The organism is Streptomyces manipurensis (assembly GCF_049570255.1).
In the GTDB taxonomy this organism is placed as follows: domain Bacteria; phylum Actinomycetota; class Actinomycetes; order Streptomycetales; family Streptomycetaceae; genus Streptomyces; species Streptomyces manipurensis.
This window is the reverse complement of record NZ_CP186950.1, coordinates 3,096,462-3,121,923: the sequence shown is the minus strand read 5'-3', so window position 1 is coordinate 3,121,923 and position 25,462 is coordinate 3,096,462. Positions and strand designations below refer to the sequence as shown.

Sequence of the window (25,462 nt, the reverse complement as noted above, 5' to 3'; positions counted from 1 at the left end):
GGGCCCGCTCGCTCCGGGCGGGCCCGCTCACTCCCGCGGCGGCAGTTTCGGACGGCGCCGGTCCGGTACGTCGGTGTAGCCGGGCGGCATCGCGGGCGGGTCCTGTTCCAGCAGCTCCAGCGCCAGGTTCACGGCGTCGTCCATCTGGGCGTGCCGGCCCTCCGCCCAGTCGAGCGGGGTGCGCAGGATCTCGAAGTCCGGCTCCACGCCGTGGTTCTCCACCGACCAGCCGTACTCGGGGAACCAGGCGGCGTTCATCGGCACCGTGATCACCGTGCCGTCGCCGAGGGCGTGCCGGCCGGTCATGCCGACCACCCCGCCCCAGGTGCGCTGGCCCACCACCGGTCCCAGGCCCAGCAGTTTGAAGGCCGCGGTGATCATGTCCCCGTCCGAGGAGGTCGCCTCGTCGGCCAGCGCCACGATGGGACCGCGGGGGGCGTCGGAGGCGTAGCTGACGGGCTGGGCGTCGCGGGTCAGGTCCCAGCCGAGGATGGAGCGGGTGAGCTTCTCCACCACCAGCTCGCTGATGTGGCCGCCGGCGTTGCCGCGCACGTCCACGATCAGCGCGGGCCGGGACATCTCCATGCGCAGGTCGCGGTTGAACTGCGCCCAGCCGGAGCCGCCCATGTCGGGGATGTGGAGGTAGCCGCACCGTCCGCCGCTGAGCTCGCGCACCACCTGGCGGCGCTTGGACACCCAGTCCTGGTAGCGCAGCGGCCGCTCGTCGACGAGCGGGACGACGGCGACCCGGCGGGAGCGGCCCGAGCCCTCCTCCGGCCGGAAGGTCAGCTCCACCGTGGTGCCGCCCGCTCCGGCCAGCAGCGGGTAGGGGCCGGCGACCGGGTCCACGGGGCGTCCGTCCACGTGGGTGAGGACGGCGCCCTCCCGGATGCCGGTGCCCGCCAGCGGGGAGCGGGCCTTGGAGTCGGAGGACTCGCCGGGCAGGATCTTGCCGACCGTCCATGCCCCGTCCCGGGGGACCAGGTTGGCGCCGAGCAGGCCGATGGCCCGCTGGTAGTGCGGGGGGCCCTCGTTGCGGCGGGCGGGGGAGACGTAGGCGTGCGAGGTGCCGAGCTCGCCGAGGACCTCGCGCAGCAGGTCGGCGAACTCGTCGGGGGAGGCGACCCGTTCGACCAGGGGGCGGTACTGGCGCAGGATGCCGTCCCAGTCGATGCCGCACATGTTCGGCTCCCAGAAGTACGCGCGGATGATCCGCCCGGCCTCCTCGAAGGCCTGGCGCCACTCGGCCGCCGGGTCCACCTCGTGCAGGATGCGCCGCAGGTCCAGGTAGACCGTCGAGTCCCCGTCGCCCGACTCGGTGGCCGGGGCCGCGCGCAGGTCCCCGTCGTCGTTGATCACGAGCCGGGTGCCGTCGCCGCTGACCGCGAACCAGTCCAGCCCCGAGGCCAGTTCGCTCTTGCGGGCCTTGGTCAGGTCGAAGTGCTCCAGCGTGGGCTTGCCGCTGATGTCGTTGGGATTGGCGAAGGTCTCGCCGAGCGCGCCGGAGATCGGCCAGCGCAGCCAGACCAGCCCGCCGCCGCTCACCGGGTACAGGGCCGAGTACTTGGACGCGGTCACCGGGAAGGGCGTGACGCGGCTCTCCAGCCCTTCGACCTCGACCGTCACGGCGCCGGCGTCGCCCTGGTTCTCCGCGTCGCCCTCGCCCGGGTCCAGGCCGCCCGCGGCGGGCCGTCCCTCGGCGGAGAGCGCGAAGGGCGAGGGGGTCGCCGAGGAGAGCGGCACGAGGTACGGGCGGCAGCCCAGCGGAAAGGACAGGTCGCCGGTGTGCACGTCGTACACCGGGTCGAAGCCGCGCCAGGACAGGAAGGCCAGGTAGCGCCCGTCCCGGGTGAAGACCGGGTTCTCGTCGGCGAAACGGCCGTTGGTGACGTCGACGACGGCGCGCGCCCCGGGCCCGGAGATCCGGGCCATCTTGATCTGCCGCAGGGAGCGCCCGATGCCCGGGTGCGACCAGGTGAGCCAGCTCCCGTCGGGGGAGAACGCCAGGTCGGTGACGGGGCCGTTGACGGACCGGACGAGCTCGGTGACCTCGCCGCCGGAGTCCTCCGTCGCATCGACGAGCAGCAGGCGTCCGTCGTGGGAGGCGACGGCGAGCCGTTCGCCGTCGGGGTCCGCGAGCAGTTCCGTGACGCGGCCGAGCCGGCCGGAGGCCAGCCGGCGGGGCGCCCGGTCCCCGGAGGCGCGGGGCAGGTAGGCGATCTCGATCGCGTCCTCGCCCTCGGCGTCGGTGACGTACGCGACCTGTCCGCCGCTGCCGAGCATCTCCGGCAGCCGCACCCGCACGCCGGGGGTGTCGGCGATGGTCCGGGCCGGTCCGTCGCGGTGGGTCAGCCAGTACAGGCTGCCGCGCACCACGACCGCGCTGGCCCGCCCGGTGGCGTCCACGGAGAGGGAGTCGACGTGGCTGGCGGCCGGCACCTGGTAGGTGCGCCGTCCGGCGCGCGGGCCGCCGAGGCGGACCCGCAGCCTGCGCGGGACGGCGCCGGGGGCCAGGGATTCGACGAGCCAGAGTTCCCCGGCGCACTGGTAGACGACCCGGGAGCCGTCGCTGGAGGCGTGCCGGGCGTAGAACTCGTCGTGGTCGGTGTGGCGGCGCAGGTCGGTGCCGTCGGGCAGGCAGGAGTAGAGGTTGCCGATGCCCTCGTGGTCGGAGAGGAAGGCGATGCGGCCGCCGACGAACATCGCGGAGTCGAGGTGTCCTTCGATGCCCTCCACGAGCTGGCGCCCGTGCAGCCAGAGCCGGCCCATGGCGCCGCCCCGGTAGCGCTTCCAAGCGGCGGGCTCGTGCGGGGGTTTGCCGGTGAGCAGCAGGCTGCGGTGCTCGCCGTCGATGTCGGCGACCTGGATGTCGGAGACGGGCCCCCAGGGCAGGCGCCCGCCCGGGCTGCCGTCGGTGGGCAGCTTGTAGGCCCAGGAGAAGTAGGAGAAGGGCTGCTCGCGGGAGGAGACGGCGAGGATGTTGCCGTCGGGGTCCCAGCCGCAGACGCGGGTGTCGGTGGCCCCCCAGTGGCTCAGCTGCCGTGCGGGGCCGCCGTCGACGGGGGCCAGGTGGATCTCGGGGTCGAGGCTGCGCCAGGTGGTGAAGGCGATGTGCCGGCCGTCGGGGGAGAACCGCGGGTGACCGACCCGGGTCCGGTCGACGGTGACGCGCCAGGCCCGGCCGGGCTCCTGGCCGTCCGGGACGAGCGGGGCGACCCAGAGGTCGTCCTCGGTGGCGAAGCACAGCAGGTCGTCGTGCAGGTGCGGGAACCGGAGGTACGCGACGTCGTGACTCACCCCCCAATGCTTTCCGCGGGGAGGGGGCCCGGCAACCCGTACTGGTGATCCATGCCACTCCCGAAGCGAAACGGAACGGTTTCGTTTCGTTGGGCGTTGGGGGTATTGTCGGAGGAGTACGGAACAGTTTCGTTCGGACGGAGACGCGGAGATGACCGAGGCGATGACGGCCCGGCGCAGCCGGATCACCCCCGAACGGCAGGCCGAACTGCACGAGGCGGTCCTCGACCTCCTGCGTGACGTCGGCTACGAGGCGCTGACCATGGACGCGGTCGCCGCCCGTACGAAGTCCAGCAAGGCCACCCTCTACCGCCAGTGGGGGAGCAAGCCGGAGCTGGTCGCCAAGGCCCTTCGATGCACGCAGCCCGTCTCGCTGCGGGAGATCGACACGGGCAGCCTGCGCGGGGACTTCGCGCGCATGGTGGAGCTCTCGGACGACGCGCAGATGGCCAAGGACACCGCGCTGATGCGGGGTCTGGCCCACGCCGTCCACGAGAGCCCGGAGCTCCACAAGGCCCTACGGGACCTGCTCGTCGACCCGGAGATCACCGGGCTGCAGGTGATGCTGCAGCGCGCGGTCGACCGGGGCGAGATCGACCCGGGGTGCCCCGCCCTGGATTTCGTACCGCACATGCTCATCGGGGCGTTCATCGCGCTCCCGCTGATCGAGGACCGGCCGGTGGACCGGACGTTCCTCGGTGACTTCGTCGACGCCGTGGTCTTCCCCGCCCTCGGTGTCTGACGCTCCCCGTCACCTCCGCCCCATCCGCTGCTCCTGACACGCCGCTCTCGTCGTCGGGCCGGCTCTTCACGCCCTGATCCTCCGGATCCATCCCACGACCCGAACGGGAGAACCGCCGACGTGGCCACCTTCCTCTACCGACTCGGCCGGGGCGCCTTCAGGCGCCGCGGACTCGTCGCCCTCCTCTGGGTGGCGCTGCTGTTCGCCGCCGGCTTCGGCGCGGCGACCGCGACCGCCCCGACCTCCGGATCGTTCTCCATACCCGGCACGGAGGCGCAGAGAGCCTTCGACCTGCTGGACGAGAAGTTCCCGGGCATGGCCGCCGACGGCGCCACCGCCCGCATCGTCGTCAAGGCTCCCGAGGGCGCCAAGGTCACCGACCCCGGCCCCAAGGCCGAGGTCGAGAAGATCGTGAACGGGCTGAAGACCGGCCCGGGCGCGGAGCAGATCGCCTCCGTCGCCAACCCGTACGAGGTGCAGGCGGTCAGCCAGGACGGCTCCACCACCTACATCAGCGCCAAGTACACGGTCAGCGGCATGGAGCTGAAGGACGCCGCCCGCGACGCGCTCAAGGAGTCCGGCGAGGACGCCAAGGCCGCGGGCCTCAACGTCCAGATCGGCGGTGACGCGCTGATGGTGGCTCCCGAGACCGGATCCGGCGAGATCATCGGCATCCTGGTCGCCGCGATCGTCCTCGTGATCACCTTCGGCTCGCTGGTCGCGGCCGGCCTGCCGCTGCTGACGGCGATCATCGGCGTGGGCATCGGCGTCTCCTCCATCACCGCGCTCGCCAACGTGCTGGACCTCGGCAACACCACCGCCACCCTCGCCACGATGATCGGCCTCGCGGTCGGCATCGACTACGCCCTCTTCATCGTCTCCCGCTACCGCGCGGAGCTCGCCGACGGCCGCGACCGCGACGAGGCCGCGGGCCGGGCCACCGGAACCGCCGGCTCCGCCGTCGTGTTCGCCGGTCTGACCGTGGTCATCGCCCTGGTGGGCCTGGCCGTCGTCAACATCCCGATGCTGACGAAGATGGGCGTCGCGGCCGCGGGCACCGTGGTCATCGCCGTCCTCGTCGCGCTCACCCTGGTCCCGGCCATCCTCGGCTTCGCGGGCAAGAAGGTCCTGCCCGCGGGCGAGAAGAGCCGGCTGTTCGGCAAGGGCAAGGCCGCTTCCGAGAAGAAGGCCAACGGCGGCACCCGCTGGGCCCGCTTCGTCCTGCGCCGCCCCGTCATGGTGCTGCTGGCCGGTGTGATCGGCCTCGGCATCATCGCCGTCCCGGCGAGCAAGCTGGAGATGGGCCTGCCGGACGACGGCGCCCAGCCGGTCTCCACCACCCAGCGCCAGGCGTACGACCTGCTGTCCGAGGGCTTCGGCCCGGGCTTCAACGGCCCGCTGATGGTGGTCGTCGACGGCGACAAGGCCCTCGCGGACTCCACCGTCGACCGGATCAAGGGCCTGGAGGGCGTCGCCGCGGTCACCCCGCCGACCCCCAACGAGGCCGGTGACGCCGCGGTGATCACCGTCATCCCGAAGGACCGTCCGTCCTCCACCCAGACCGAGGACCTGGTCCACGAGATCCGCGACGGCAGCGGCAAGGACGTCCTCGTCACCGGCGCCACCGCGATGAACATCGACTTCTCGCAGAAGATGAACGACGCGCTGCTGCCCTACCTGGCCCTCGTCGTCGGCCTCGCCTTCCTGCTGCTGATGCTCGTCTTCCGCTCGATCCTGGTCCCGCTCAAGGCGGCCCTCGGCTTCCTGCTCTCGGTCGTCGCGGCCCTCGGCGCGGTCGTCGCGGTCTTCCAGTGGGGCTGGCTCGGCTCGGTCTTCGGCGTGGAGCAGACCGGCCCGATCATGTCGATGATGCCGATCTTCATGGTCGGCGTGGTCTTCGGCCTGGCCATGGACTACGAGGTCTTCCTCGTGACCCGCATGCGGGAGGCGTACGTCCACGGCGAGCGCCCGGGCCAGGCGGTCGTCACCGGCTTCCAGTACAGCGCGCGGGTCGTCGTGGCCGCCGCCGTCATCATGATCGCGGTGTTCGCCGGCTTCATGGGGGCCAGTGACCAGATGGTCAAGATGATCGGCTTCGGCCTGGCCGTCGCGGTCTTCTTCGACGCCTTCGTCGTCCGCATGGCCATCGTCCCGGCGGTCCTCGCCCTGCTCGGCCACCGTGCCTGGTGGCTGCCGAAGTGGCTGGACCGGATGCTGCCGAACGTGGACGTGGAGGGCGAGAGCCTGCGCAAGCACCTGGAAGGCGAGTCCTCCCCGGAGGGCCCGGACAAGGACCGCGAGCTGGTCAGCGCCTGACCCGTCCGCCCGGACACGGCCCGGCCCCGCACCCCTGTCGACCAGGGGTGCGGGGCCGGGCCTCGCGCGTTGCGCCTAACGGGTGGCGGGGGCGTGGCAGCGGCGCAGGAAGCGGCGCAGCGCGGCGATGTCGAACTGGACCACCGCGACGCCCTCCGGGGAGTGGAACTCCACGACGGCCTGGACCCGGCCGCAGGGCCAGACGCGGACGTCGCCCGTGCCGGTGGGGGCCTGCAGGCCCGCTTCGAGGAGGGCCCGGGGGAAGACCCACTCGTTGTCGGTGCCCTCGGGGGAGAGCCCGGCCGGGAAGACGATCCGCACGGCCAGCGGCTCGGCGGGCGCGAAGCGCAGGGCGACCGGAATGGCCCGGTAGAGGGGATCGTCCGTGATCACACGGGCGCGGACCCGCTCCTCGACGGCGGCGGCAGCGGTCGCCGTCGTGGCCGTCGTCGCGGCCGCTGGGAGATTCTCGGCGGTGGCTGACATCGACAAGACTCCTCAAATCGGAACATTTAGGTCCGCTTGTCCTCCAGCCTCGCACATTCCCACGAGAACGCGAGCCCCTATTTGTGATGCGCCCGCTCTTGCCAGTGGTTCGCAACTGGGCACATTCTTGAACGGTTAAAGATTGTGTGAAGAGCGGAGTGACTCCATGCACGTACCCGACGGATTCATCGACGCACCCGTTTCGGTCGCCGCGGGTGTCGCGGCCGCCGCCGCGGTCGCGGTGAGCCTGCGCGGTGCACGCCGCGAGCTGGACGAGCGCACCGCGCCGCTCGCCGGTCTCGTCGCCGCCTTCATCTTCGCCGTCCAGATGCTGAACTTCCCGGTCGCCGCCGGTACCAGCGGCCATCTCCTGGGCGGAGCCCTCGCCGCGATACTCGTCGGCCCCTACACCGGCGTGCTGTGCGTGTCCGTCGTCCTCCTCATGCAGGGCGTCCTCTTCGCCGACGGCGGCCTGAGCGCGCTCGGCGTGAACATCACCGTCATGGGCGTCGTCACCGTCGTCGTCGCGTACCTGCTCTTCCGCGGCCTGCTGAAGGTCCTGCCGGCCACCCGCCGCTCCGTCACCGTGGCGGCCTTCGTCGCCGCCCTGGTCTCGGTGCCCGCCGCGGCCGCCGCCTTCACCGCCGTCTACGCGGTCGGCGGCACCACCGACGTCCCCATCGGCAAGGTGCTCACCGCCATGGTCGGCGTGCACGTGCTGATCGGCCTCGGCGAGGCCGCCATCACCGCCGTGACCGTCGGCGCCGTGATCGCCGTACGGCCCGACCTGGTGCACGGCGCCCGCGGACTCGGCGCGCCGCTGCGGCTGCGCGTCGGCGGCGAACTCGTCGACGCCCCGGCCGCCGCCCCCGCCCCGGCCGCCGCACGCTCCACCAAGAAGGTCTGGGCCGTCGGCCTGGCCACCGCCTTCGTCCTCGCCGGCATCGTCTCCGCCTACGCCTCCGCCAGCCCCGACGGCCTGGAGAAGGTCGCCGCCGACAAGGGCATCGACGCGAAGGCCGACCAGTACGAGCACGCCACCGCCGGATCCCCGCTCGCCGACTACGCGGTCAAGGACGTGGAGAACGAGAGCCTCTCCGTCGGCATCGCGGGCGTCATCGGCGTCGCCGGCACCGTCGCCGTCGGCAGCGGCGTCTTCTGGGCCGTGCGCCGCCGCCGCGCCGACGAGCCCGCCGCCACCGCCACGCCGGTGGGCTGACATGGGCGCCGGCCACGCCCACAGGCTCTACCGGCCGGAGCACTCGCCGGTCCACGACCTGCCGCCGCACTGCAAGCTCGCCGCGACCTTCGCCTTCGTGCTGGTCGTCGTGTCCACACCGCGCGAGGCGGTGTGGGCCTTCGGCCTGTACGCGCTCCTCCTCGCCGGGGTCGCTGCCCTGGCCCGGATCCCGGCCGGCTACATGCTCCGCCGGATGCTCATCGAGATCCCCTTCGTCGCCTTCGCCCTGCTCATGCCGTTCGTCGCGGAGGGGGAGCGGGTGGAGGTCTGGGGGATGTCCCTCAGCGTCTCCGGCCTCTGGGGCGCCTGGAACGTCCTCGCCAAGGGCACCCTCGGCGTCGCCGCGTCCGTCGTCCTCGCCTCCACCACCGAACTGCGGGCCCTGCTCCTCGGCCTGCAGCGGCTCAGGCTGCCGCCCCTCCTCGTACAGATCGCCTCCTTCATGATCCGTTACGGCGACGTGATCGGCGACGAGCTGCGCCGCATGTCCGTCGCCCGCCGCTCCCGGGGCTTCGAAGCGCGCGGGATCCGGCACTGGGGCGTCCTCGCCAAGACCGCCGGAGCGCTGTTCATCCGCTCCTACGAGCGCGGTGAACGGGTCTACCTCGCGATGGTCAGCCGCGGCTACGCCGGCTCCATGCCGGTGATCGACGAGGTCTCCGCCACCCGCACCCAGTGGGCGTACGCGTCCGTGCTCCCCGTGACGGCGCTCGCCGTCTGTCTGATGGGATGGACCCTGTGAGCCCTACGACCCCCGCGACCCCCGCTCCCGCCGCGAGCGGCGTCCCCTCCCTCGAGGTCAGCGGCCTCGCCTACGCCTACCCCGACGGCCACCAGGCCCTCTTCGGAGTCGACCTGACCGTCGGGCGCGGGGAGCGGGTCGCCCTCCTCGGCCCCAACGGCGCCGGGAAGACCACCCTCGTGCTGCACCTCAACGGCATCCTCGGCGGCGGGGTCGGCACCGTGTCCGTGGCCGGGCTGCCCGTGGAGAAGAAGAACTTCGCCGAGGTCCGCCGCCGGGTCGGGATCGTCTTCCAGGACCCCGACGACCAGCTGTTCATGCCGACCGTGAGGGAGGACGTGGCCTTCGGCCCGGCCGCCGCCGGTCTGCGCGGCGAGGAGCTGGAGGAGCGGGTCCGGGCGGCACTGGAGCAGGTCGGCATGGCCGAGTTCGCCGACCGGCCCCCGCACCACCTGTCCTTCGGCCAGCGCCGCCGGGTCGCGGTGGCGACCGTCCTCGTCATGCGCCCGGAGATCCTGGTCCTGGACGAGCCCTCCTCCAACCTGGACCCGGCCTCCCGCCGCGAACTCGCCGACATCCTGCGCTCGCTCGACGTGACGGTGCTGATGGTCACGCACGACCTCCCGTACGCGCTGGAGCTGTGCCCGCGCGCGGTGGTCCTCAGCGACGGCGTCATCGCGGCGGACGGGCGCACCCAGGACCTGCTGTGCGACGAGGACCTGATGCGCGCCCACCGGCTGGAGCTGCCCTTCGGCTTCGACCCGCGCACGGTATCGGTGGCATAAGCACCGGTCCGGCGTTGTTGCACCGCACGTGGACATCCAGGGTGTGGTGGCGGAGGGCTTCGAGCCCGTCAGGGACGCGTTCGTACGCAACTTCGAGGTGCTCGGGGACCGGGGGGCGGCCGTCTCCGTCTACCGCGACGGCCGCAAGGTCGTCGACCTGTGGGGCGGCACCCGGGACGCCGACGGCACCGAGCCCTGGACCGAGGACACCGCGCAGGTCGTCCGCTCCGCCACCAAGGGCGTCGCCGCGGCCGTACCGCTGCTGCTGCACCAGCGCGGCCTGCTGGACCCCGACGCGCCCGTCGCCTCGTACTGGCCGGAGTTCAAGGCCGGCGGCAAGGAGCGGGTGCTCGTACGGGACCTGCTGGCGCATCGGGCCGGAGTCCCCGCCCTGGACCGGGGGCTGACCGCCGCCGAGGCCGCGGACGGGGTGTCGGGCCCCGCGGCCGTCGCCGCGCAGCACCCCTCCTGGGAGCCCGGCACCGCGCACGGCTACCACGCGCAGACCTACAGCTGGCTGCTGTCCGAGCTGGTGCTGCGGGTCACCGGGCGCACCCTCGGGTCGGTCCTCGCCGAGGACATCGCCGAGCCGCTCGGCGTGGACTTCTGGATAGGCCTGCCGGACACCGCGGCCCACCGGGTGGGCCGGGTGGCCCCGGTCGACCCGCCGGAGACCGCGGGTGTGCTGCGGATCCGGCCGCGGCGCAACGTCTCCGAGGCCTACGCCGACCCCGCGTCGCTCACCCGGCGCGCCTTCGCCGCCATCGACCCGCTGCCCGACGAGAACGCCCCCGCCTACCGCGCGGCCGAACTGCCCGCCTCCAACGGGATCGGCACCGCCCGCGGACTGGCCCGGTTCTACGCGGCCACGATCGGGGTGGTCGAGGACGGTGCCCGGATCTTCACCCCGGCCACCACCGAGCTGGCCGCCCGGGAGCACTCCGCCGGCCCGGACCGGGTCCTCGTCGTGAACACCCGCTTCGGCGCGGGCTACATGCTGCACGGCCCGGCCTCCCCGCTGCTCTCCCCGGCCTCCTTCGGCCACCCCGGCCGCGGGGGATCGCTGGCCTTCGCCGATCCGGAGGCGGGCATCGGCTTCGGCTACGTCACCAACGCCCTCGCCAAGTCGGTCACCGCCGACCCCCGGGCGCAGGCCCTGGTGCGGGCCCTGAAGTCGGCCCTCTGAGCCGTCCGTCCCGCGGGGCGCTGCGCCCCGCTCAGGCCCCCGTGGCGGGAGCCTGCTCGCGTACGTCCGCCACGGTGGCCCCCGCGTGCCGCACCAGCTCGTCCGGGGCCATCGGGAACACCGTGTGCGGGGTTCCGGCCGCCGCCCACACCGTGTCGTGGACCAGCAGCGAGCGGTCGGCCAGCACCCGGGTGCGGGTGCGGTGCCCGAAGGGCGGCACCCCGCCGATGGCGTATCCGGTGGTCTCCCGGACGACGGCAGCGTCCGCGCGGGTCACCCGGGCGGCGCCCAGTTCCCGGCCGACCGCGGCCACGTCCACGCGCGAGGCCCCGTCCATCAGCACCAGGACGGGCACCCCGTCGGCCGCGAAGACCAGCGACTTGACGATCTGGCCGAGCTCGCAGCCGATCGCCGCCGCGGCCTCCGCGGCGGTCCGGGTGCCCTCGGGGAAGGCCCGTACCTCGGCGTCGATGCCCAGGGCGGTCAGTGCTTCGGCGAAGCGCGGGTGCGCGGCGGTCGTCATGCCGGGACGCTAGCGCCCCGGGGCACCGCCGCGCGAGCCGGTTCCCGGAGCCCCGCCGGCCCGGCGCATGCCGGCCCGCCGCGTGCCGTCCCGCCGCGTGCCGGCCCGGCGGGGCTCCGGGTCAGCGGGCGTTGAGCACCGTGGCGACGATCGGGCCCGCGGCGTCGCCGCCGTGGCCCCCGCCCTCGACCACGGCGGCCGCGGCGAGGTCGTCGCTGAAGCCCGTGAACCAGCTGTCCGGGCTGTCCCCGGCGCCCCCGACCTCGGCCGATCCGGTCTTGGCGCCCTTGTCGCCGCCGACCGTGGCCATCGCCTCGCGCGCGGTCCCGCTCTTCGCCGTCAGCCGCATCATCGACACCAGCTGCTGCTGCACCGACGGCTTCATCCTCCGCTCGGCCGTCGCGATCTTCCGCCCGTCGAGTTCGGGGGAGACCAGCAGCGGCTGGCGGAAGACGCCGGTGCGCGCCGTCGCGGTGATCGAGGCGACGTTCAGCGGGTTCATGGTGATCCTGCCCTGCCCGATGTAGCCGGCGGCCTCCTCCGCGCCCGTCGCCACCGGCACCTTGCCGTCGGTGGACTTCACGCCCGTCTTCCAGTCCAGGCCGATCCCGAAGACCTCCCGCGCCTCGTCCGACAGGGCGGCGTCGTCGTTCACGTGCTTGACCGGCTTGATGAAGGCGGTGTTGCAGGACCGGGCGAACGCGGTGGCGAAGGTGGCACCCGGGTCCTCGAAGTTCTTCAGGTTGTGGAAGGTCCGCCCGCCCCAGGACACCTCCTTCGTGCACTCCGCCTGCCTGTCGGCGGCGACCAGACCGCGGTCCAGCAGCATCGCCCCCGTCACGATCTTCATGGTGGAGCCGGGCGCCCGGTTGCCGGCCATCGCCGCGTTGAAGCCGTCCCGGCGGTGGTTGGCGACGGCCAGGACGTGCCCGGTGCTGGGCATGACGGCGACCACCGAGGACTCGGGGTACTTCGTGACGGCCTGCTCGGCCGCCGCCTGCACCCCGGCGTCCAGGTACGTCCTGACGGTGCTCGGCTCACCCGCGACCAGCGTCAGCAGGCTGCGCCGCGGCGCCCCCTCAGCTGCGGGCTCGATCCACAGCTCGGCGCCGGCCTTCCCGCCCGCCTTGGCGCCGTAGGTCTGGCGCAGCTGGTCCAGGACCGGGCGCAGGGAGGGGTACTTCTCGGCGGTCAGCTCCTCGCCGTTGCGGTCGACGGCCCTGACGGGCGGACTCGCCGGGGCGCCCGCGCGCAGCTTCTCGTCCTTCTGCAGCTGCGGGTGGATCACCGACGGCTGCCAGTCGACCAGGGGCTTGCCGCTGGTCAGCCCGCGCACCACGGTCAGCGTGGAGTCGTAGGCCAGGGGCTTGGTCGTGCCCTCGTACGTGATCTCCGCCTCGACCTTGAACGGCACGGTGGTGCCGGTCGCCGGTCCGGGGGTGATCACCGCCTTGGACACGAACGCCCTGCTGCGGAACTCCCCGACCGCGCTCTGCGCGGCCGCCGGATTGTTCGTCAGGTCGGCGGCCACCCGCTCGTCCCCGGCGGCCCATGCGGCGAGGAAGGCCTTCGCGGCCGCCTCCGCCTCCTTCTCCTTGACGGGCCCGCTGTCCGCGGACAGGGCGGAGGTGGTCGCGTCCCCGCCCTCCCCGCCGTCTCCCACCAGCGCGTACACGCCGTATCCGGTGGCGCCGACCATCGCGAGGAACACCCCGCCGATGACCGCGCCCTTTGCTGCCCCGTTCACTTTTCCGTCTCCCCCCGGAGTCACGATTCCTGAACGCGTTCAAGGAATGTCCGACTCAGACCTTACTCCCCGGAGTCGGACGGTGCGTCGTCGTTACCGGACCGGAATGTTCGCAAAGGAAATCGCTGCGGCCCGGCCGGAGCGTCCCTAGAGTTCCGCCGTGGACCTCACCTACCGCGCCTACACCCCCGCCGACGCCGCTGACCTCGTCGCCTTCCTCACCACCGACACCTGGCCGTTCCACGGCTCGCCCCTGGTCGATCCCGACCGGGCCCGGCAGTGGATCGCGGAGGGCCGCTACTGCAACGACGGGAACAGGACCTTCTGGATCACCGCCGGCGGCGAGGACATCGGACTCGTCCGCCTGATGGACCTCGGCGACAGCACGCCCGTCTTCGACCTGCGGATCCGCACCGCCCACCGGGGCCGCGGGGCCGGCGCCCACGCCCTGGCCTGGCTCACCCGGTACCTCTTCACCGAGTTCCCCGGGATCCGCCGCATCGAGGGCACGACCCGCCGGGACAACACGGCGATGCGCCGCACCTTCCTGCGCTGCGGCTACGTCAAGGAGGCCCACTACCGGGACGGCTGGCCCTCCGCGGACGGCACCGCCGTCCACGACGCGGTCGGGTACGCCGTCCTGCGCCGCGACTGGCTCACCGGCACCACCACCCTCCCCGCCTGGGACGACGAGCCCGCCTGACCGGCCGAAGTGCAGCCGCCGGGGCCGTGTTCTAGCGTCGGAAGGGCGAGGGCGACCGAGGCGTCGAGCCGGTCGCCCGCCCCCCGGAGAGCCTGCTCCGCGCCGCCCCCGCCCGTGGTCCGGCACACCCGCGCGCACCCCTGGCGCCCCTGGCGCCCCCGCGCCCGTCCCGGTGGCGCACGGACCGCGTGACCGACCCGAGAGAGCAGGTGCACCGCATGCGTCCGTCGGCTCGTATCCCCAGCATCCTCGCCGGCCTGGCCCTCGCCGTCGGCGGCACCGTCCTCGCCGCCCCGTCCGCCTTCGCGGACGTGCAGGCCTGCGAGCAGTACGTCGCCCAGCACAGCCCCAAGACCACCGAAGGCGTCTCGGAGGCGTGCTACCAGGGCCACAACGGCAACCAGCCCAGCTGCTCCGCCAGCCTCGTCGCGGTCGGCGCGAGCAAGAACGTCGCCGAATCGGCCTGCAACGTGGCGGCTCCGTAGCGCCCACACGACGGGCCCGGCACCCTCCGGTGCCGGGCCCGTCGTCCGCGCTGCCGGACCTGCTAGACCCAGGTGTCCAGCCACATGCGGCCGCGCCAGGAGTCCATGGGGAGGGTCTGGCCCGTGTAGATCGGCCAGAAGTAGATGAAGTTCCAGACGATCAGCAAGACCAGGACGCCCGCGCCGATGGCGCCCAGGGCGCGGCGGCGTTCCGACGATCCCGCCGGGCCCAGCAGCGCGCCGATCATCATGGCCACCGCGAGGCACAGGTACGGGACGAAGACCACCGCGTAGAAGTAGAAGATCGTCCGTTCCTGGTAGTTGAACCAGGGCAGCAGGCCCGCGCCCAGCGCGCAGGCGATCGCGCCGGCCCGCCAGTCACGGCGGAAGATCCACCGCCACAGCACGTACAGCAGCGCGAAGCAGCCCGCCCACCACAGCATCGGGGTGCCCAGCGCGAGCACCTCGCGGGCGCACTTGCCCGCCTCCGTCGCCGGGCAGCCGTCGGTGCCGGGCGCCGGGGACTCGTAGAAGTACGACACGGGCCGGCCCAGGACCAGCCAGCTCCACGGGTTCGACTCGTAGGTGTGCCCCGAGGTCAGCCCGACGTGGAAGTTGTACACCTCGGTCTCGTAGTGCCACAGGCTGCGCAGCCACTCCGGCAGGAAGGACAGCGAGCTGTGCTGGTCGTTCTTGGCGGCCCAGTCGCGCAGGTAGCCGCCCTTGCCGTCGTCCGGGCTGAGGATCCAGCCCGACCAGGAGGCCACGTACGTCACGATCGCCACGGGCACCGTCGAGACGAACGCGGGCAGCGCGTCCCGGCGCAGCATCGCCGCGTACGGGGCGCCCGCGCCCGCGGTGCGCCGGGCGGCCGCGTCCCACAGCACGGTGAGCACGCCGAAGAAGGCCAGGACGACGAAGCCGTTCCACTTGGTGCCCGCCGCCAGGCCCAGACAGACCCCGGCCAGGATCCGGTACGGCCGCCAGCCCAGCCGCAGGGTCTCGGCGATCTTCGCGTCCGGCCGGGTCCGGCCCTCCTCGTCCACCGGGAGCGCGTCGGCCAGCCGGGCCCGGACCCGGTCGCGGTCGATGAGCAGCGCCCCGAACGCGGCGAGCACGAAGAACATCAGCACCAGGTCCAGCAGCGCCGTGCGGCTCATCACCAGGTGCAGGCCGTCCACCGCCAGCAGCGCGCCCGCCAGGCAGCCCAGGAACGTCGAGCGGAAGAGGCGGCGCCCGATCCGGCACAGCATCAGCACCGACAGGGTGCCGAGCACCGCCGTCATGAACCGCCAGCCGAAGGGCGTCAGCCCGAACATCCACTCGCCGAGCCCGATGACCCACTTGCCGACGGGCGGGTGGACGACGTAGCCCGGGTCCAGGGGCAGCGCGACCCCGTCCGGGTTGGCGAGGATCGACTTGTCGATGTCCTTGGGCCAGTTCGCCTCGTAGCCCTGCTTGATCGTGGCCCAGGCGTCCTTGGCGTAGTACGTCTCGTCGAATATCACCGCCTTCGGGCTGCCCAGGTGCACGAACCGCAGCACCCCGGCCACCAGCGCCACGAGCACCGGCCCCGCCCACGCCATCACGCGCTGCCACGTCGCCCACACCTCGGGCCCCAGCCCCAGCGTCAGCCACAGCTGCCGGGACGGCTTGGTGTACGGGGGCACCAGGCGGGTGCGGACGTCCGCGCGCGGCGAAGCGGCCGCAGGCGCGTAGCCGAAGCCGCGCAGCCGGCGAAGCCAGGTGGGCGGCTCTTCATCGCGGCCCGGCGTCACGGGGGTCAGGGCCCCCGCGGGGCTGGGCGGCGGCGTCGCGGTACTGGTCACCGGCACATCGTAGGGAAGAGATCTGTGTGCACCCCAGCGGCGGGGGGCGGCGGGCCGCGCGGCTGAGAGGATGGGCGGGTGACAACTGACCAGCCCCGCGGCACCGAACCCACCTCCACCGCCGTCCGCGACGAGGGCCTCACGGGCACGCTCGTCCTGGCCGGCACCCCCATCGGCGACCTCGCGGACGCCCCGCCGCGCCTGGCCGCAGAGCTGGAGCGGGCCGACGTCGTCGCCGCCGAGGACACCCGGCGGCTGCGCCGGCTGACCCAGGGGCTCGGCGTGCACACCACGGGGCGCGTCGTGTCGTACTTCGAGGGCAACGAGTCCGCGCGGACCCCCGAGCTGGTCGAGGCCCTGGCCGGCGGTGCCCGCGTGCTGCTGGTGACCGACGCCGGCATGCCGTCGGTGTCCGACCCCGGCTACCGGCTGGTCGCCGCCGCCGTGGAGAAGGACATCAGGGTCACCGCGGTGCCCGGGCCCTCCGCCGTGCTCACCGCCCTGGCGCTGTCCGGGCTGCCCGTGGACCGCTTCTGCTTCGAGGGGTTCCTGCCGCGCAAGGCCGGCGAGCGCCTCGGCCGGCTGCGCGAGGTCGCGGACGAGCGGCGCACGCTCGTCTACTTCGAGGCCCCGCACCGGCTCGACGACACCCTGGCCGCGATGGCCGAGGTCTTCGGCGCCGAGCGGCGGGCCGCCGTCTGCCGCGAGCTGACCAAGACCTACGAGGAGGTCAAGCGCGGCGGGCTCGGCGAGCTCGCGGCCTGGGCCGCCGAAGGCGTGCGCGGCGAGATCACCGTCGTGGTGGAGGGAGCCCCGGCGGCCGGCCCCGGCGACGTCGACGCCGAGGAGCTGGTGCGCCGCGTGCGGGTCCGCGAGGAGGCGGGGGAGCGCCGCAAGGAGGCCATCGCGGCGGTCGCGGCCGAGGCGGGCGTACCCAAGCGGGAGGTGTTCGACGCCGTCGTGGCGGCAAAGAATGCGGCACAAAAGGCGCCATAAACCGGTAAAGAGCTAGTCTGAAAGGCAAAGCTCGGACCGCGCGCCGGGCACTTTGGGAATGACTCGCCCAAAGACCGTCCAACACTGGACAGGGCCTGATGCGCTCCCGCCCGCAGAGGCGTCCACTGGCAGTGGCACCAGTGGAACAAGAGGAGCTGGCATGAGTGAGATCGCAGATACCCCGGTACCCGTCCCCGCCGCAGCCCCCGCCGTGTTCGCCGGCCCCGACCTCCAGACCGTGCACGAGGCCTACTCCTTCGCCTGCATGAAGTGCGGATACGGATGGGAGCAGGCGTACGAGATCGAGCACCACGTCGACGCCAAGGGCGAGCCGTTCATCATGTACAAGGCGGGCGGCGAGCGGGTCCCCTCACCCCTGTCCAACCCGACCTGCCTGAACTGCGGCGGGCACGTCGTACGGATCATGCGCGCCGGCCAGGTCTCCTCGGTGCTCGGAATGATCGACCACCTCTACCACCACCGCATCGCCCCCGGGATCGCCGGCCCGGTCCCCGCCGGGGCCGACGTCCCCCGCACCCCGAAGCCGCGCCGCCACACCGGCAGCCACGACGCGCCCGGACCCGTCGCCGCCGGCGGCACCGGCCCCGGCACGCGGCCGGGCCTCCTCGCCCGGCTCAGGGGCCTCTTCCGACGGTCATAAGATCGGCTCCATGAGCCCTTCCTCCGCCGCCAAGGACGCACCGCCGCCGCTGCCCGAACCGCTCCGGGTGCCGGTCGCGGACTCCCACACCCACCTGGACATGCAGGCCGGCACCGTCGAGGAGGGCCTCGCCAAGGCCGCCTCCGTCGGAGTGACCACCGTCGTCCAGGTCGGCTGCGACGTGAAGGGCTCCCGGTGGGCCGCCGAGACCGCGGCCGCGTACGACAACGTCCACGCGGCCGTCGCCCTCCACCCGAACGAGGCCCCGCGCATCGTCCACGGGGACCCTGACGGATGGTCCCGGCAGGGGGCCCGGGCCGGCGGCGGCGACTCCGCCCTCGACGACGCCCTCGCCGAGATCGAGGCCCTGGCCGCCCTCGACCACGTGAAGGCCGTCGGCGAGACCGGCCTCGACTTCTTCCGCACCGGACCGGAGGGCACGGCCGCCCAGGAACGGTCCTTCCGCGCCCACATCGAGATCGCCAAACGACAGGGCAAGGCCCTCGTCATCCACGACCGCGACGCCCACGCCGACGTGCTGCGCATCCTCCGAGAGGAGGGCGCCCCCGAACGCACCGTCTTCCACTGCTACTCCGGCGACGCCGACATGGCCCGCATCTGCGCGGCCGCCGGCTACTACCTCTCCTTCGCCGGAACCGTCACCTTCAAGAACGCCGCCCCGCTGCGCGAGGCGCTGGCCGTGGCCCCCCTGGACCGGGTGCTCGTCGAGACCGACGCGCCCTACCTCACCCCGGCGCCGTACCGCGGACGGCCCAACGCCCCGTACCTCATTCCGCTGACGGTCCGGGCCATGGCCGCCGTCCGGGGAATCGACGAGGACGCCATGGCCACCGCCCTCGCCGCCAACACCGCCCGCGCCTTCGACTACTGACCACACCCCGCGAACGCCACGCAGCGTAGCCGTCCGACTTTGGAGCGTGACGTCACCTCCGCTAGGGTGCCGTGCCCCGACCAGCGGGTGCCGGACCACCAGTGGAGCGAGCGTCGTGAGCGAAACGCAGGGAAGCCACCGCCGGGGCGGCCCCGCCCCGGAGGCGTACGCGGCCGCGCCCGCGGCCCCTCCGGCCGGCCCCGGGGACCTCGACCCGGCCCAGCAGGACACGGTCCCGGCCGTCCCCGTACCCCGCCCCGGCGACCACCGGGCGGGCCGCAGACGGGCCCCCGGCCGGCCCGTCCCGCCGCCCGCCGGCCCGGACGCGGAACCCGCCGGGACCGCCCCCGGGCCCGGCCCGGGCCGCCGCCGCGCCCCGCAGCCGCCGCCCGCCGGCCGCCGTCGCCCCTCCGACACACCACCACCGGGCCACGAGACCCTGCCCGACCTGCCCGGCCCCGGACGGCGGCGCGCGCCCGCCACCCCGGGGGCCCCCGGACCCGGCACCACCGTCCTGCCCGCCCCCGCCGGAACCGGCCGCCGCCGCGGCGCGGCCGCACCCGCCCCCGCCCCCGAACCGGGACGCGCCCGCCGCCGGACCGCCACCGCCACGGGCAACCCCGCCCCGGCCCCCGGCGGCACCTGGCGGCGGATCGTTCCGCAGGCGCTCGTCGTCGCCTTCCTCGCCGGCGGGACCACCGCCTTCGTCGCCGCCGACAAGGCCGTACGGCTCACCGTCGACGGCGTCCCCCGGAACCTGCACACCTTCGCCGGCGACGTCGACGCCCTCCTCGCCGCCGAAGGCCTCGCCATCGGCCCCCACGACCTGGTCGCCCCCGCCCCCGGCGAGCCCCTCGACGACGGCGAGGAGGTCGTCGTCCGCTACGGCCGCCCCCTGCGCCTGACCGTCGACGGGGAGCAGCGCCAGGTGTGGACCACCGCCCGCACCGTCGACGGCGCCCTGCGCCAGTTCGGCATCCGCGCCGAGGGCGCCCACCTGACCAGCCCCCGCGACGCCCCCGTCCCCCGCTCCGGCCTCTCCCTGGGCGTCCGCACCGAGCGCAGCGTCACCTTCATGGCCGACGGCCGGGAACGCACCATCCGCACCAACGCCGCCACCGTCCTCGAAGCCCTCGACCAGGCCGGGATCACCCTGGGGGAGCAGGACACCACCTCCGTGCCCCCCACCGCCTTCCCCCGCGACGGACAGACCGTCACCGTGCTGCGCATCACCGGCACCCACGAGGTCCGCGAGGAACGCATCCCCTTCGCGACCGAGGAGGTCCGGGACCCCGGCCTGTTCGCCGGAACCGAGGTCGTCGAACGCGCGGGCCGCCCCGGCGCCCGCCGGGTCACCTACAGCCTGCGGACCGTCAACGGGGTCCGGCAGAAGCCCCGCCCCGTCGCCGACGAGATCGTGCGCGAACCCGTCACCCAGCTCGTCAGGATCGGCACCCGGCCCCTGCCGGACTCCGTCTCCGGCGCCGACGGACTCGACTGGGCGGCCCTCGCCCGGTGCGAGTCCGGCGGCCGCCCCTCCGCCACCGACCCGTCCGGCACCTACGGCGGCCTCTACCAGTTCGACGTCCGCACCTGGCAGGGCCTCGGCGGCAGCGGCCGCCCGCAGGATGCCTCCGGCGCGGAACAGACGTACCGGGCGAAGAAGCTCTACGTGCAGCGGGGGGCGAGTCCCTGGCCCCACTGCGGCCGTAGGCTTTACCGGTGAGCACCGCAGAGCAGCAGCCAGACAACACCCCTCCCAGCACCCCCGACGCCCTCCTCGGACCGGCCGACGTCCGGGAGCTGGCCGCCGCCCTCGGCGTGCGCCCGACGAAGCAGAAGGGCCAGAACTTCGTCATCGACGCCAACACGGTGCGCCGGATCGTGCGCACCGCCGAGGTCCGCCCCGACGACGTCGTCGTCGAGGTCGGCCCGGGCCTGGGCTCGCTGACCCTCGCGCTGCTGGAGGCCGCCGACCGCGTCGTCGCCGTCGAGATCGACGACATCCTGGCCGCCGCCCTGCCCGCCACCATCGAGGCCCGGATGCCCGCGAAGAAGGACCGCTTCGCGCTGGTGCACTCCGACGCGATGCTCGTCACCGAACTGCCCGGCCCCGCGCCGACCGCACTCGTCGCGAACCTGCCCTACAACGTGGCCGTGCCCGTCCTGCTCACCATGCTCGACCGCTTCCCCAGCATCGAGCGGACCCTGGTGATGGTCCAGGCGGAGGTCGCCGACCGGCTCGCCGCCGAACCGGGCAACAAGGTCTACGGCGTGCCCTCCGTCAAGGCCAACTGGTACGCCGACGTCAAGCGCGCCGGAGCCATCGGCCGCAAGGTCTTCTGGCCCGCCCCCAACGTCGACTCCGGACTCGTCTCCCTCGTGCGCCGCACCGAGCCGATCAAGACCACCGCCACCAAGGAGCGGGTCTTCGCCGTCGTCGACGCCGCCTTCGCGCAGCGCCGCAAGACCCTGCGCGCCGCCCTGGCCGGCTGGGCCGGCTCCGCGGCCGGCGCCGAGGCCGCCCTGGTCGCCGCCGGAGTCTCGCCGCAGGCCCGCGGCGAATCCCTGACGGTGGAGCAGTTCGCCGCGATCGCCGAGCACCGGCCCGAAGCGGAGAGGCCCGCGCTGTGACCACCCCGAGCCCCGTCACCGTACGGGTCCCCGCCAAGGTCAACGTCCGGCTGGCGGTGGGCGCGGCCCGCCCCGACGGCTTCCACGACCTGGCCAACGTCTTCCTCGCCGTCTCCCTCTTCGACGAGGTGACCGCCACCCCGGCCGACGCCCTCACCGTCACCTGCACCGGCCCCGACGCCGACCAGGTCCCCCTGGACCGCACCAACCTCGCCGCCCGTGCCGCCGAGGTCCTCGCCGCCCGCCACGGCATCGAACCGGCCGTCCACCTCCACATCGCCAAGAACATCCCCGTCGCGGGCGGCATGGCCGGCGGCAGCGCGGACGGCGCCGCCGCCCTCCTCGCCTGCGACACCCTCTGGGGCCTGGACACCCCCCGCGAGGAACTCCTCGCCCTCTGCGCCGAGCTCGGCAGCGACGTCCCCTTCAGCCTGGCCGGCGGCGCCGCGCTCGGCACCGGCCGCGGCGAACTGCTCACCCCCGTCGACGCCGGAACCTTCCACTGGGTCTTCGCCGTCGCCGACGGCGGCCTCTCCACCCCGGCCGTCTTCCGCGAGTTCGACCGCCTCACCGCAGGCACGCCGATCCCGGAACCGGAGGCCTCCCCGGCCCTCCTCGCGGCCCTCGCCTCCGGCGACCCGCACGCCCTCGCCGCCACCCTCGCCAACGACCTCCAGCCCGCGGCCCTCTCCCTGCGGCCTTCCCTGCGGGCGACCCTGGACGCGGGCCTCGGCGCCGGGGCCCTCGCCGCGCTGGTCTCCGGCTCCGGCCCCACCACCGCCTTCCTCGTCGCCGACGAGGAAGCCGCGGCCAAGGTCGCCGCCGCCCTCGAAGCCTCCGCCACCTGCCGCACCACCCGCACCGCCACGGGCCCCACCCCGGGGGCCACCGTCCTGCCGGCCTGACGCGGACCGGCCGCCGCGGCGCGGCCCGATGGCGGATACTCAGGCCGGAGCTGAGTATCCGCGCGCTGTCGGGGGACGTACGGCAGGGCGCACCGTGGCTGCATGACAGTCAGCGCACGCGCCATGGCCGACGCCACCCCCGACGACCGCGACCGGTACGTCGACCTGCTGCGCGTCGCCTCCCTCGGCACCGTCATCGCCGGACACTGGCTGATGGCCGCCGTCAGCGGCGACGGCATAGGGAACCTGCTCGCCCTCGTACCCGCCCTCCAGGTGCTCACCTGGGGACTGCAGATCATGCCCGTCTTCTTCTTCGTCGGCGGGTTCTCGCACGCCCTGTCCTACCGCTCCCTGGCCCGCCGCGCCGACGGCCGGCCCGTCTACGCCGCGTTCCTGCGGGCCCGGCTGCGCCGCCTGCTGCGGCCCACCCTCGTCTTCGTCCTGGTGTGGGCCGTGCTCGCGCTCACCGTGCAACTCGCCGGCCGCGGCGGCGGCACCCTGACCGGGGCGGCGCTGCGGCTGGTCACCCAGCCGCTGTGGTTCATCGGGATCTACCTGGCGATGGTCGCCTTCACCCCGCCCCTGCTCAGGCTGCACGAACGCCACGGCTGGGCGGCCTTCGCCGCACTGGCCGGCGCGGCCGCGCTGGTCGACGTACTGCGCTTCGCGTTCGGCGTCCCCTACGTGGAGTTCCTGAACTTCGCGTTCGTCTGGCTCGCCGTCCACCAGCTCGGCTTCCTGCGCGCCGACGGGCGCATCCGCCGGCCCGGGCTGCTCGCCGCCGCCGGGCTCGCCGGCGCCGCACTGCTGGTCGCCCTCGGCCCGTACCCGCTGTCCATGGTCGGGATGCCCGGCGAGAAGGTCTCCAACATGGCCCCGCCCACCCTGGCCCTGCTCTGCCACGGCCTGTGGCTCGTCGGCGCCGTGCAGCTCGCCGCCCGGCCCGCCGCCGCCTGGCTGAGGCGCCCCCGCGTCTGGCGCACGGTCGTCGCCGCCAACGGCGTCGCCATGACCGCCTTCCTCTGGCACCTCACCGCCATGCTCGCCGTGTACGGGGCCCAGCTCGCCCTCGGCATGGACCTCCCCGAGCCCGCGACGGCGGCCTGGTGGGCGCAGGTGCCCGTACGGATCCTGGCCGCGGCCGCGCTCACCGCCGGGTTCGTCGCGCTGTTCCGCTGCTTCGAGGCCCCCGCGCCCGCCCCGGCTCCCGCCGCCGTCCCGGCCGCGGGTCCCCGCGCCGCCCTCGGCATCACCCTGTGCCTGCTGGGGGTCCTGGGCCTGTCCATGACCGGCCTCGACGGTCTCCTCGAAGGCCACAGCGCCACCCTGATCGCCTTCCCCGTCACCGCACCGGCGGCCATCGGCATGGCCGTGGCGGGCGCCTGGCTGGTGGAACGATCCGCCCCGGCCCGGAGGGTTAGGCTGAGGGGCTGATCCACACCCTTTCCCTGGAGCGCGTCTGATGGCCGTCAATCTGGTCAATGTCGAGGCAGTCAGCAAGGTGTACGGCACACGTACCCTGCTGGACGGTATCTCCCTCGGCGTGTCCGAGGGAGACCGGATCGGCGTCGTCGGCCGCAACGGCGACGGCAAGACCACCCTCATCCGGATGCTCGCCAAACTGGAGGAACCCGACACGGGCCGGGTCACCCAGTCCGGCGGCCTGCGCATGGGAGTCCTCACCCAGCACGACTCCCTCGACCCCTCGGCCACCATCCGCCACGAGATCATCGGCGACATGGCCGACCACGAGTGGGCCGGCAACTCCAAGATCCGCGACGTCCTCACCGGACTCTTCGGCGGCCTCGACCTGCCCGGCTTCGGCCAGGGGCTCGACACCGTCATCGGCCCGCTCTCCGGCGGCGAGCGCCGCCGCATCGCCCTCGCCAAGCTGCTCATCGCCGACCAGGACCTCCTGATCCTCGACGAGCCCACCAACCACCTCGACGTCGAGGGCATCTCCTGGCTGGCCGGCCACCTCCAGACGCGCCGCTCCGCACTCGTCTGCGTCACCCACGACCGCTGGTTCCTCGACCAGGTCTGCACCCGCATGTGGGACGTCCAGCGCGGCGACGTCTTCGAGTACGAGGGCGGCTACAGCGACTACGTCTTCGCCCGCGCCGAACGCGAACGCATCGCCGCCACCGAGGAGACCAAGCGGCAGAACCTGATGCGCAAGGAGCTCGCCTGGCTGCGCCGCGGCGCCCCCGCCCGCACCTCCAAGCCCCGCTACCGCATCGAGGCCGCCAACGAGCTCATCGCCGACGTCCCGCCGCCGCGCGACAAGTCCGAGCTGATGCGCTTCGCCAACGCCCGCCTCGGCAAGACCGTCTTCGACCTCGAGGACGTCACCGTCCAGGCCGGCCCCAAGACCCTCCTCAAGCACCTCACCTGGCACCTCGGCCCCGGCGACCGCGTCGGACTCGTCGGCGTCAACGGCGCCGGCAAGACCTCCCTGCTGCGCGCCCTCGCCGAAGCCGCCCGCACCCAGGGCGAGACGCAGCCCGCCTCCGGCCAGGTCATCGTCGGCAAGACCGTCAAGCTGGCCTACCTCTCCCAGGAGGTCGGCGAACTCGACCCGTCCCTGCGCGTCCTGGAAGCCGTCCAGCGCGTCCGCGACCGCGTCGACCTCGGCAAGGGCCGCGAGATGACGGCCGGCCAGCTCTGCGAGCAGTTCGGCTTCACCAAGGAGAAGCAGTGGACGCCCGTCGGCGACCTCTCCGGCGGTGAGCGCCGCCGCCTGCAGATCCTGCGCCTGCTGATGGACGAGCCCAACGTCCTCTTCCTCGACGAGCCCACCAACGACCTCGACATCGAGACCCTGACCCAGCTGGAGGACCTCCTCGACGGCTGGCCCGGCTCCATGATCGTGATCTCCCACGACCGGTTCTTCATCGAGCGCACCACCGACACCGTGATGGCCCTGCTCGGCGACGCCAGCCTGCGGATGCTGCCGCGCGGCCTGGACGAGTACCTGGAACGCCGCCAGAAGATGATCGAGGCCGCCGCTCCGGCCCCCGCACCCGCCGCGGCCGCCGCCAAGTCCAGCTCCTCCGGCGACTCCCGCGCCGCGAAGAAGGAGCTCCAGAAGATCGAGCGGCAGCTCAACAAGCTCGCCGACCGCGAGGGAAACCTGCACGCCCAGATCGCCGAACACTCCACCGACTACGACAAGGTGGCCAAGCTCGACGCGGAGCTGCGCGAACTTCTCTCCGACCGCGACGAATTGGAGATGCGCTGGCTGGAGCTCGCCGAGGAGGCCTAGATCCCACCGGCCGCCGGGGCCGGCCGAG

Annotated in this window: 21 protein-coding genes; 16 read left to right on the top strand and 5 right to left on the bottom strand. The window is 73.6% G+C overall.

Annotated elements, in window-relative coordinates:
* Window positions 1-27: 27 nt before the first annotated feature.
* On the bottom strand, window positions 28-3,297 hold the full coding sequence (locus tag ACPU2J_RS14315) for a S41 family peptidase (protein ID WP_420080548.1): 3,270 nt from the start codon (window positions 3,295-3,297) through the stop codon (window positions 28-30).
* A 151-nt stretch (window positions 3,298-3,448) separates the two neighbouring features.
* Here ACPU2J_RS14315 and ACPU2J_RS14310 point away from each other — a divergent pair, with 151 nt between their 5' ends.
* Both ACPU2J_RS14310 and ACPU2J_RS14305 read left to right on the top strand, forming a co-directional pair.
* On the top strand, window positions 3,449-4,039 hold the full coding sequence (locus ACPU2J_RS14310) for a TetR/AcrR family transcriptional regulator (protein ID WP_361594690.1): 591 nt from the start codon (window positions 3,449-3,451) through the stop codon (window positions 4,037-4,039).
* Between the two features lie 120 nt (window positions 4,040-4,159).
* Window positions 4,160-6,355 (top strand): MMPL family transporter, encoded by a 2,196-nt coding sequence (locus ACPU2J_RS14305; RefSeq protein ID WP_423833395.1) that lies wholly within the window; start codon window positions 4,160-4,162, stop codon window positions 6,353-6,355.
* A gap of 75 nt (window positions 6,356-6,430) precedes the next feature.
* Here the strand turns inward: ACPU2J_RS14305 and ACPU2J_RS14300 are convergent, their stop codons facing one another.
* Complete coding sequence (locus ACPU2J_RS14300) at window positions 6,431-6,841, bottom strand: SsgA family sporulation/cell division regulator (protein ID WP_423833394.1); 411 nt, start codon at window positions 6,839-6,841, stop codon at window positions 6,431-6,433.
* 166 nt (window positions 6,842-7,007) lie between these two features.
* Here ACPU2J_RS14300 and ACPU2J_RS14295 point away from each other — a divergent pair, with 166 nt between their 5' ends.
* The 4 genes from ACPU2J_RS14295 to ACPU2J_RS14280 are packed head-to-tail and all read left to right on the top strand — an operon-like array spanning window position 7,008 to window position 10,794.
* The gene (locus ACPU2J_RS14295; protein ID WP_420080550.1) at window positions 7,008-8,060 is read left to right on the top strand and encodes an energy-coupling factor ABC transporter permease; all 1,053 of its coding nucleotides are present in this window, start codon (window positions 7,008-7,010) and stop codon (window positions 8,058-8,060) included.
* A 1-nt stretch (window position 8,061) separates the two neighbouring features.
* Entirely contained in the window at window positions 8,062-8,823 is a 762-nt protein-coding gene (gene cbiQ / locus ACPU2J_RS14290) for a cobalt ECF transporter T component CbiQ (protein ID WP_420080551.1), read from the top strand.
* A complete protein-coding gene (locus ACPU2J_RS14285; RefSeq protein ID WP_365495812.1) occupies window positions 8,811-9,608 on the top strand; it encodes an energy-coupling factor ABC transporter ATP-binding protein in 798 nt (265 codons plus the stop codon). Before cbiQ ends, ACPU2J_RS14285 begins: the two co-directional genes overlap by 13 nt.
* A gap of 28 nt (window positions 9,609-9,636) precedes the next feature.
* Window positions 9,637-10,794, top strand: coding sequence for a serine hydrolase domain-containing protein (locus tag ACPU2J_RS14280; RefSeq protein ID WP_420080552.1), 1,158 nt, complete (start codon window positions 9,637-9,639; stop codon window positions 10,792-10,794).
* Between the two features lie 31 nt (window positions 10,795-10,825).
* On the opposite strand, the gene ACPU2J_RS14275 is transcribed toward ACPU2J_RS14280, so the two are convergent.
* Window positions 10,826-11,317, bottom strand: a complete 492-nt coding sequence (locus ACPU2J_RS14275) for a YbaK/EbsC family protein (RefSeq protein WP_389069451.1) — start codon at window positions 11,315-11,317, stop codon at window positions 10,826-10,828.
* Window positions 11,318-11,438: 121 nt separating this feature from the next.
* Window positions 11,439-13,064 carry a penicillin-binding transpeptidase domain-containing protein gene (locus ACPU2J_RS14270; RefSeq protein ID WP_420080553.1) on the bottom strand — a complete coding sequence of 542 codons (1,626 nt, stop codon included), beginning with the start codon at window positions 13,062-13,064 and terminating at the stop codon, window positions 11,439-11,441.
* A gap of 160 nt (window positions 13,065-13,224) precedes the next feature.
* On the opposite strand from ACPU2J_RS14270, the gene ACPU2J_RS14265 reads away from it, so the two are divergent.
* Both ACPU2J_RS14265 and ACPU2J_RS14260 read left to right on the top strand, forming a co-directional pair.
* Window positions 13,225-13,767: a GNAT family N-acetyltransferase gene (locus ACPU2J_RS14265; RefSeq protein ID WP_399820399.1), complete on the top strand. Its 543-nt coding sequence runs from the start codon at window positions 13,225-13,227 to the stop codon at window positions 13,765-13,767.
* A 188-nt stretch (window positions 13,768-13,955) separates the two neighbouring features.
* Entirely contained in the window at window positions 13,956-14,252 is a 297-nt protein-coding gene (locus ACPU2J_RS14260) for a hypothetical protein (protein ID WP_365495806.1), read from the top strand.
* A gap of 62 nt (window positions 14,253-14,314) precedes the next feature.
* Here the strand turns inward: ACPU2J_RS14260 and ACPU2J_RS14255 are convergent, their stop codons facing one another.
* The gene (locus tag ACPU2J_RS14255; RefSeq protein ID WP_423833393.1) at window positions 14,315-16,081 is read right to left on the bottom strand and encodes a dolichyl-phosphate-mannose--protein mannosyltransferase; all 1,767 of its coding nucleotides are present in this window, start codon (window positions 16,079-16,081) and stop codon (window positions 14,315-14,317) included.
* A gap of 78 nt (window positions 16,082-16,159) precedes the next feature.
* Between ACPU2J_RS14255 and rsmI the strand changes: the two genes are divergently transcribed.
* From rsmI to ACPU2J_RS14215, 8 genes are all read left to right on the top strand, one after another.
* Entirely contained in the window at window positions 16,160-17,077 is a 918-nt protein-coding gene (rsmI, locus tag ACPU2J_RS14250; RefSeq protein ID WP_361594668.1) for a 16S rRNA (cytidine(1402)-2'-O)-methyltransferase, read from the top strand.
* 160 nt (window positions 17,078-17,237) lie between these two features.
* Entirely contained in the window at window positions 17,238-17,738 is a 501-nt protein-coding gene (locus tag ACPU2J_RS14245; protein ID WP_420080555.1) for a hypothetical protein, read from the top strand.
* A 10-nt stretch (window positions 17,739-17,748) separates the two neighbouring features.
* Entirely contained in the window at window positions 17,749-18,630 is an 882-nt protein-coding gene (locus ACPU2J_RS14240; RefSeq protein WP_365135972.1) for a TatD family hydrolase, read from the top strand.
* 115 nt (window positions 18,631-18,745) lie between these two features.
* Complete coding sequence (locus ACPU2J_RS14235) at window positions 18,746-20,356, top strand: ubiquitin-like domain-containing protein (RefSeq protein ID WP_420080556.1); 1,611 nt, start codon at window positions 18,746-18,748, stop codon at window positions 20,354-20,356.
* Window positions 20,353-21,264, top strand: coding sequence for a 16S rRNA (adenine(1518)-N(6)/adenine(1519)-N(6))-dimethyltransferase RsmA (gene rsmA / locus ACPU2J_RS14230; RefSeq protein ID WP_423833392.1), 912 nt, complete (start codon window positions 20,353-20,355; stop codon window positions 21,262-21,264). The genes ACPU2J_RS14235 and rsmA overlap by 4 nt, the downstream gene beginning before the upstream one ends.
* The gene (locus ACPU2J_RS14225; protein WP_420080557.1) at window positions 21,261-22,169 is read left to right on the top strand and encodes a 4-(cytidine 5'-diphospho)-2-C-methyl-D-erythritol kinase; all 909 of its coding nucleotides are present in this window, start codon (window positions 21,261-21,263) and stop codon (window positions 22,167-22,169) included. Before rsmA ends, ACPU2J_RS14225 begins: the two co-directional genes overlap by 4 nt.
* 102 nt (window positions 22,170-22,271) lie before the next feature.
* Complete coding sequence (locus tag ACPU2J_RS14220) at window positions 22,272-23,603, top strand: acyltransferase family protein (RefSeq protein WP_423833391.1); 1,332 nt, start codon at window positions 22,272-22,274, stop codon at window positions 23,601-23,603.
* 28 nt (window positions 23,604-23,631) lie between these two features.
* A complete protein-coding gene (locus ACPU2J_RS14215) occupies window positions 23,632-25,434 on the top strand; it encodes an ABC-F family ATP-binding cassette domain-containing protein (RefSeq protein ID WP_420080559.1) in 1,803 nt (600 codons plus the stop codon).
* Window positions 25,435-25,462: the final 28 nt, after the last annotated feature.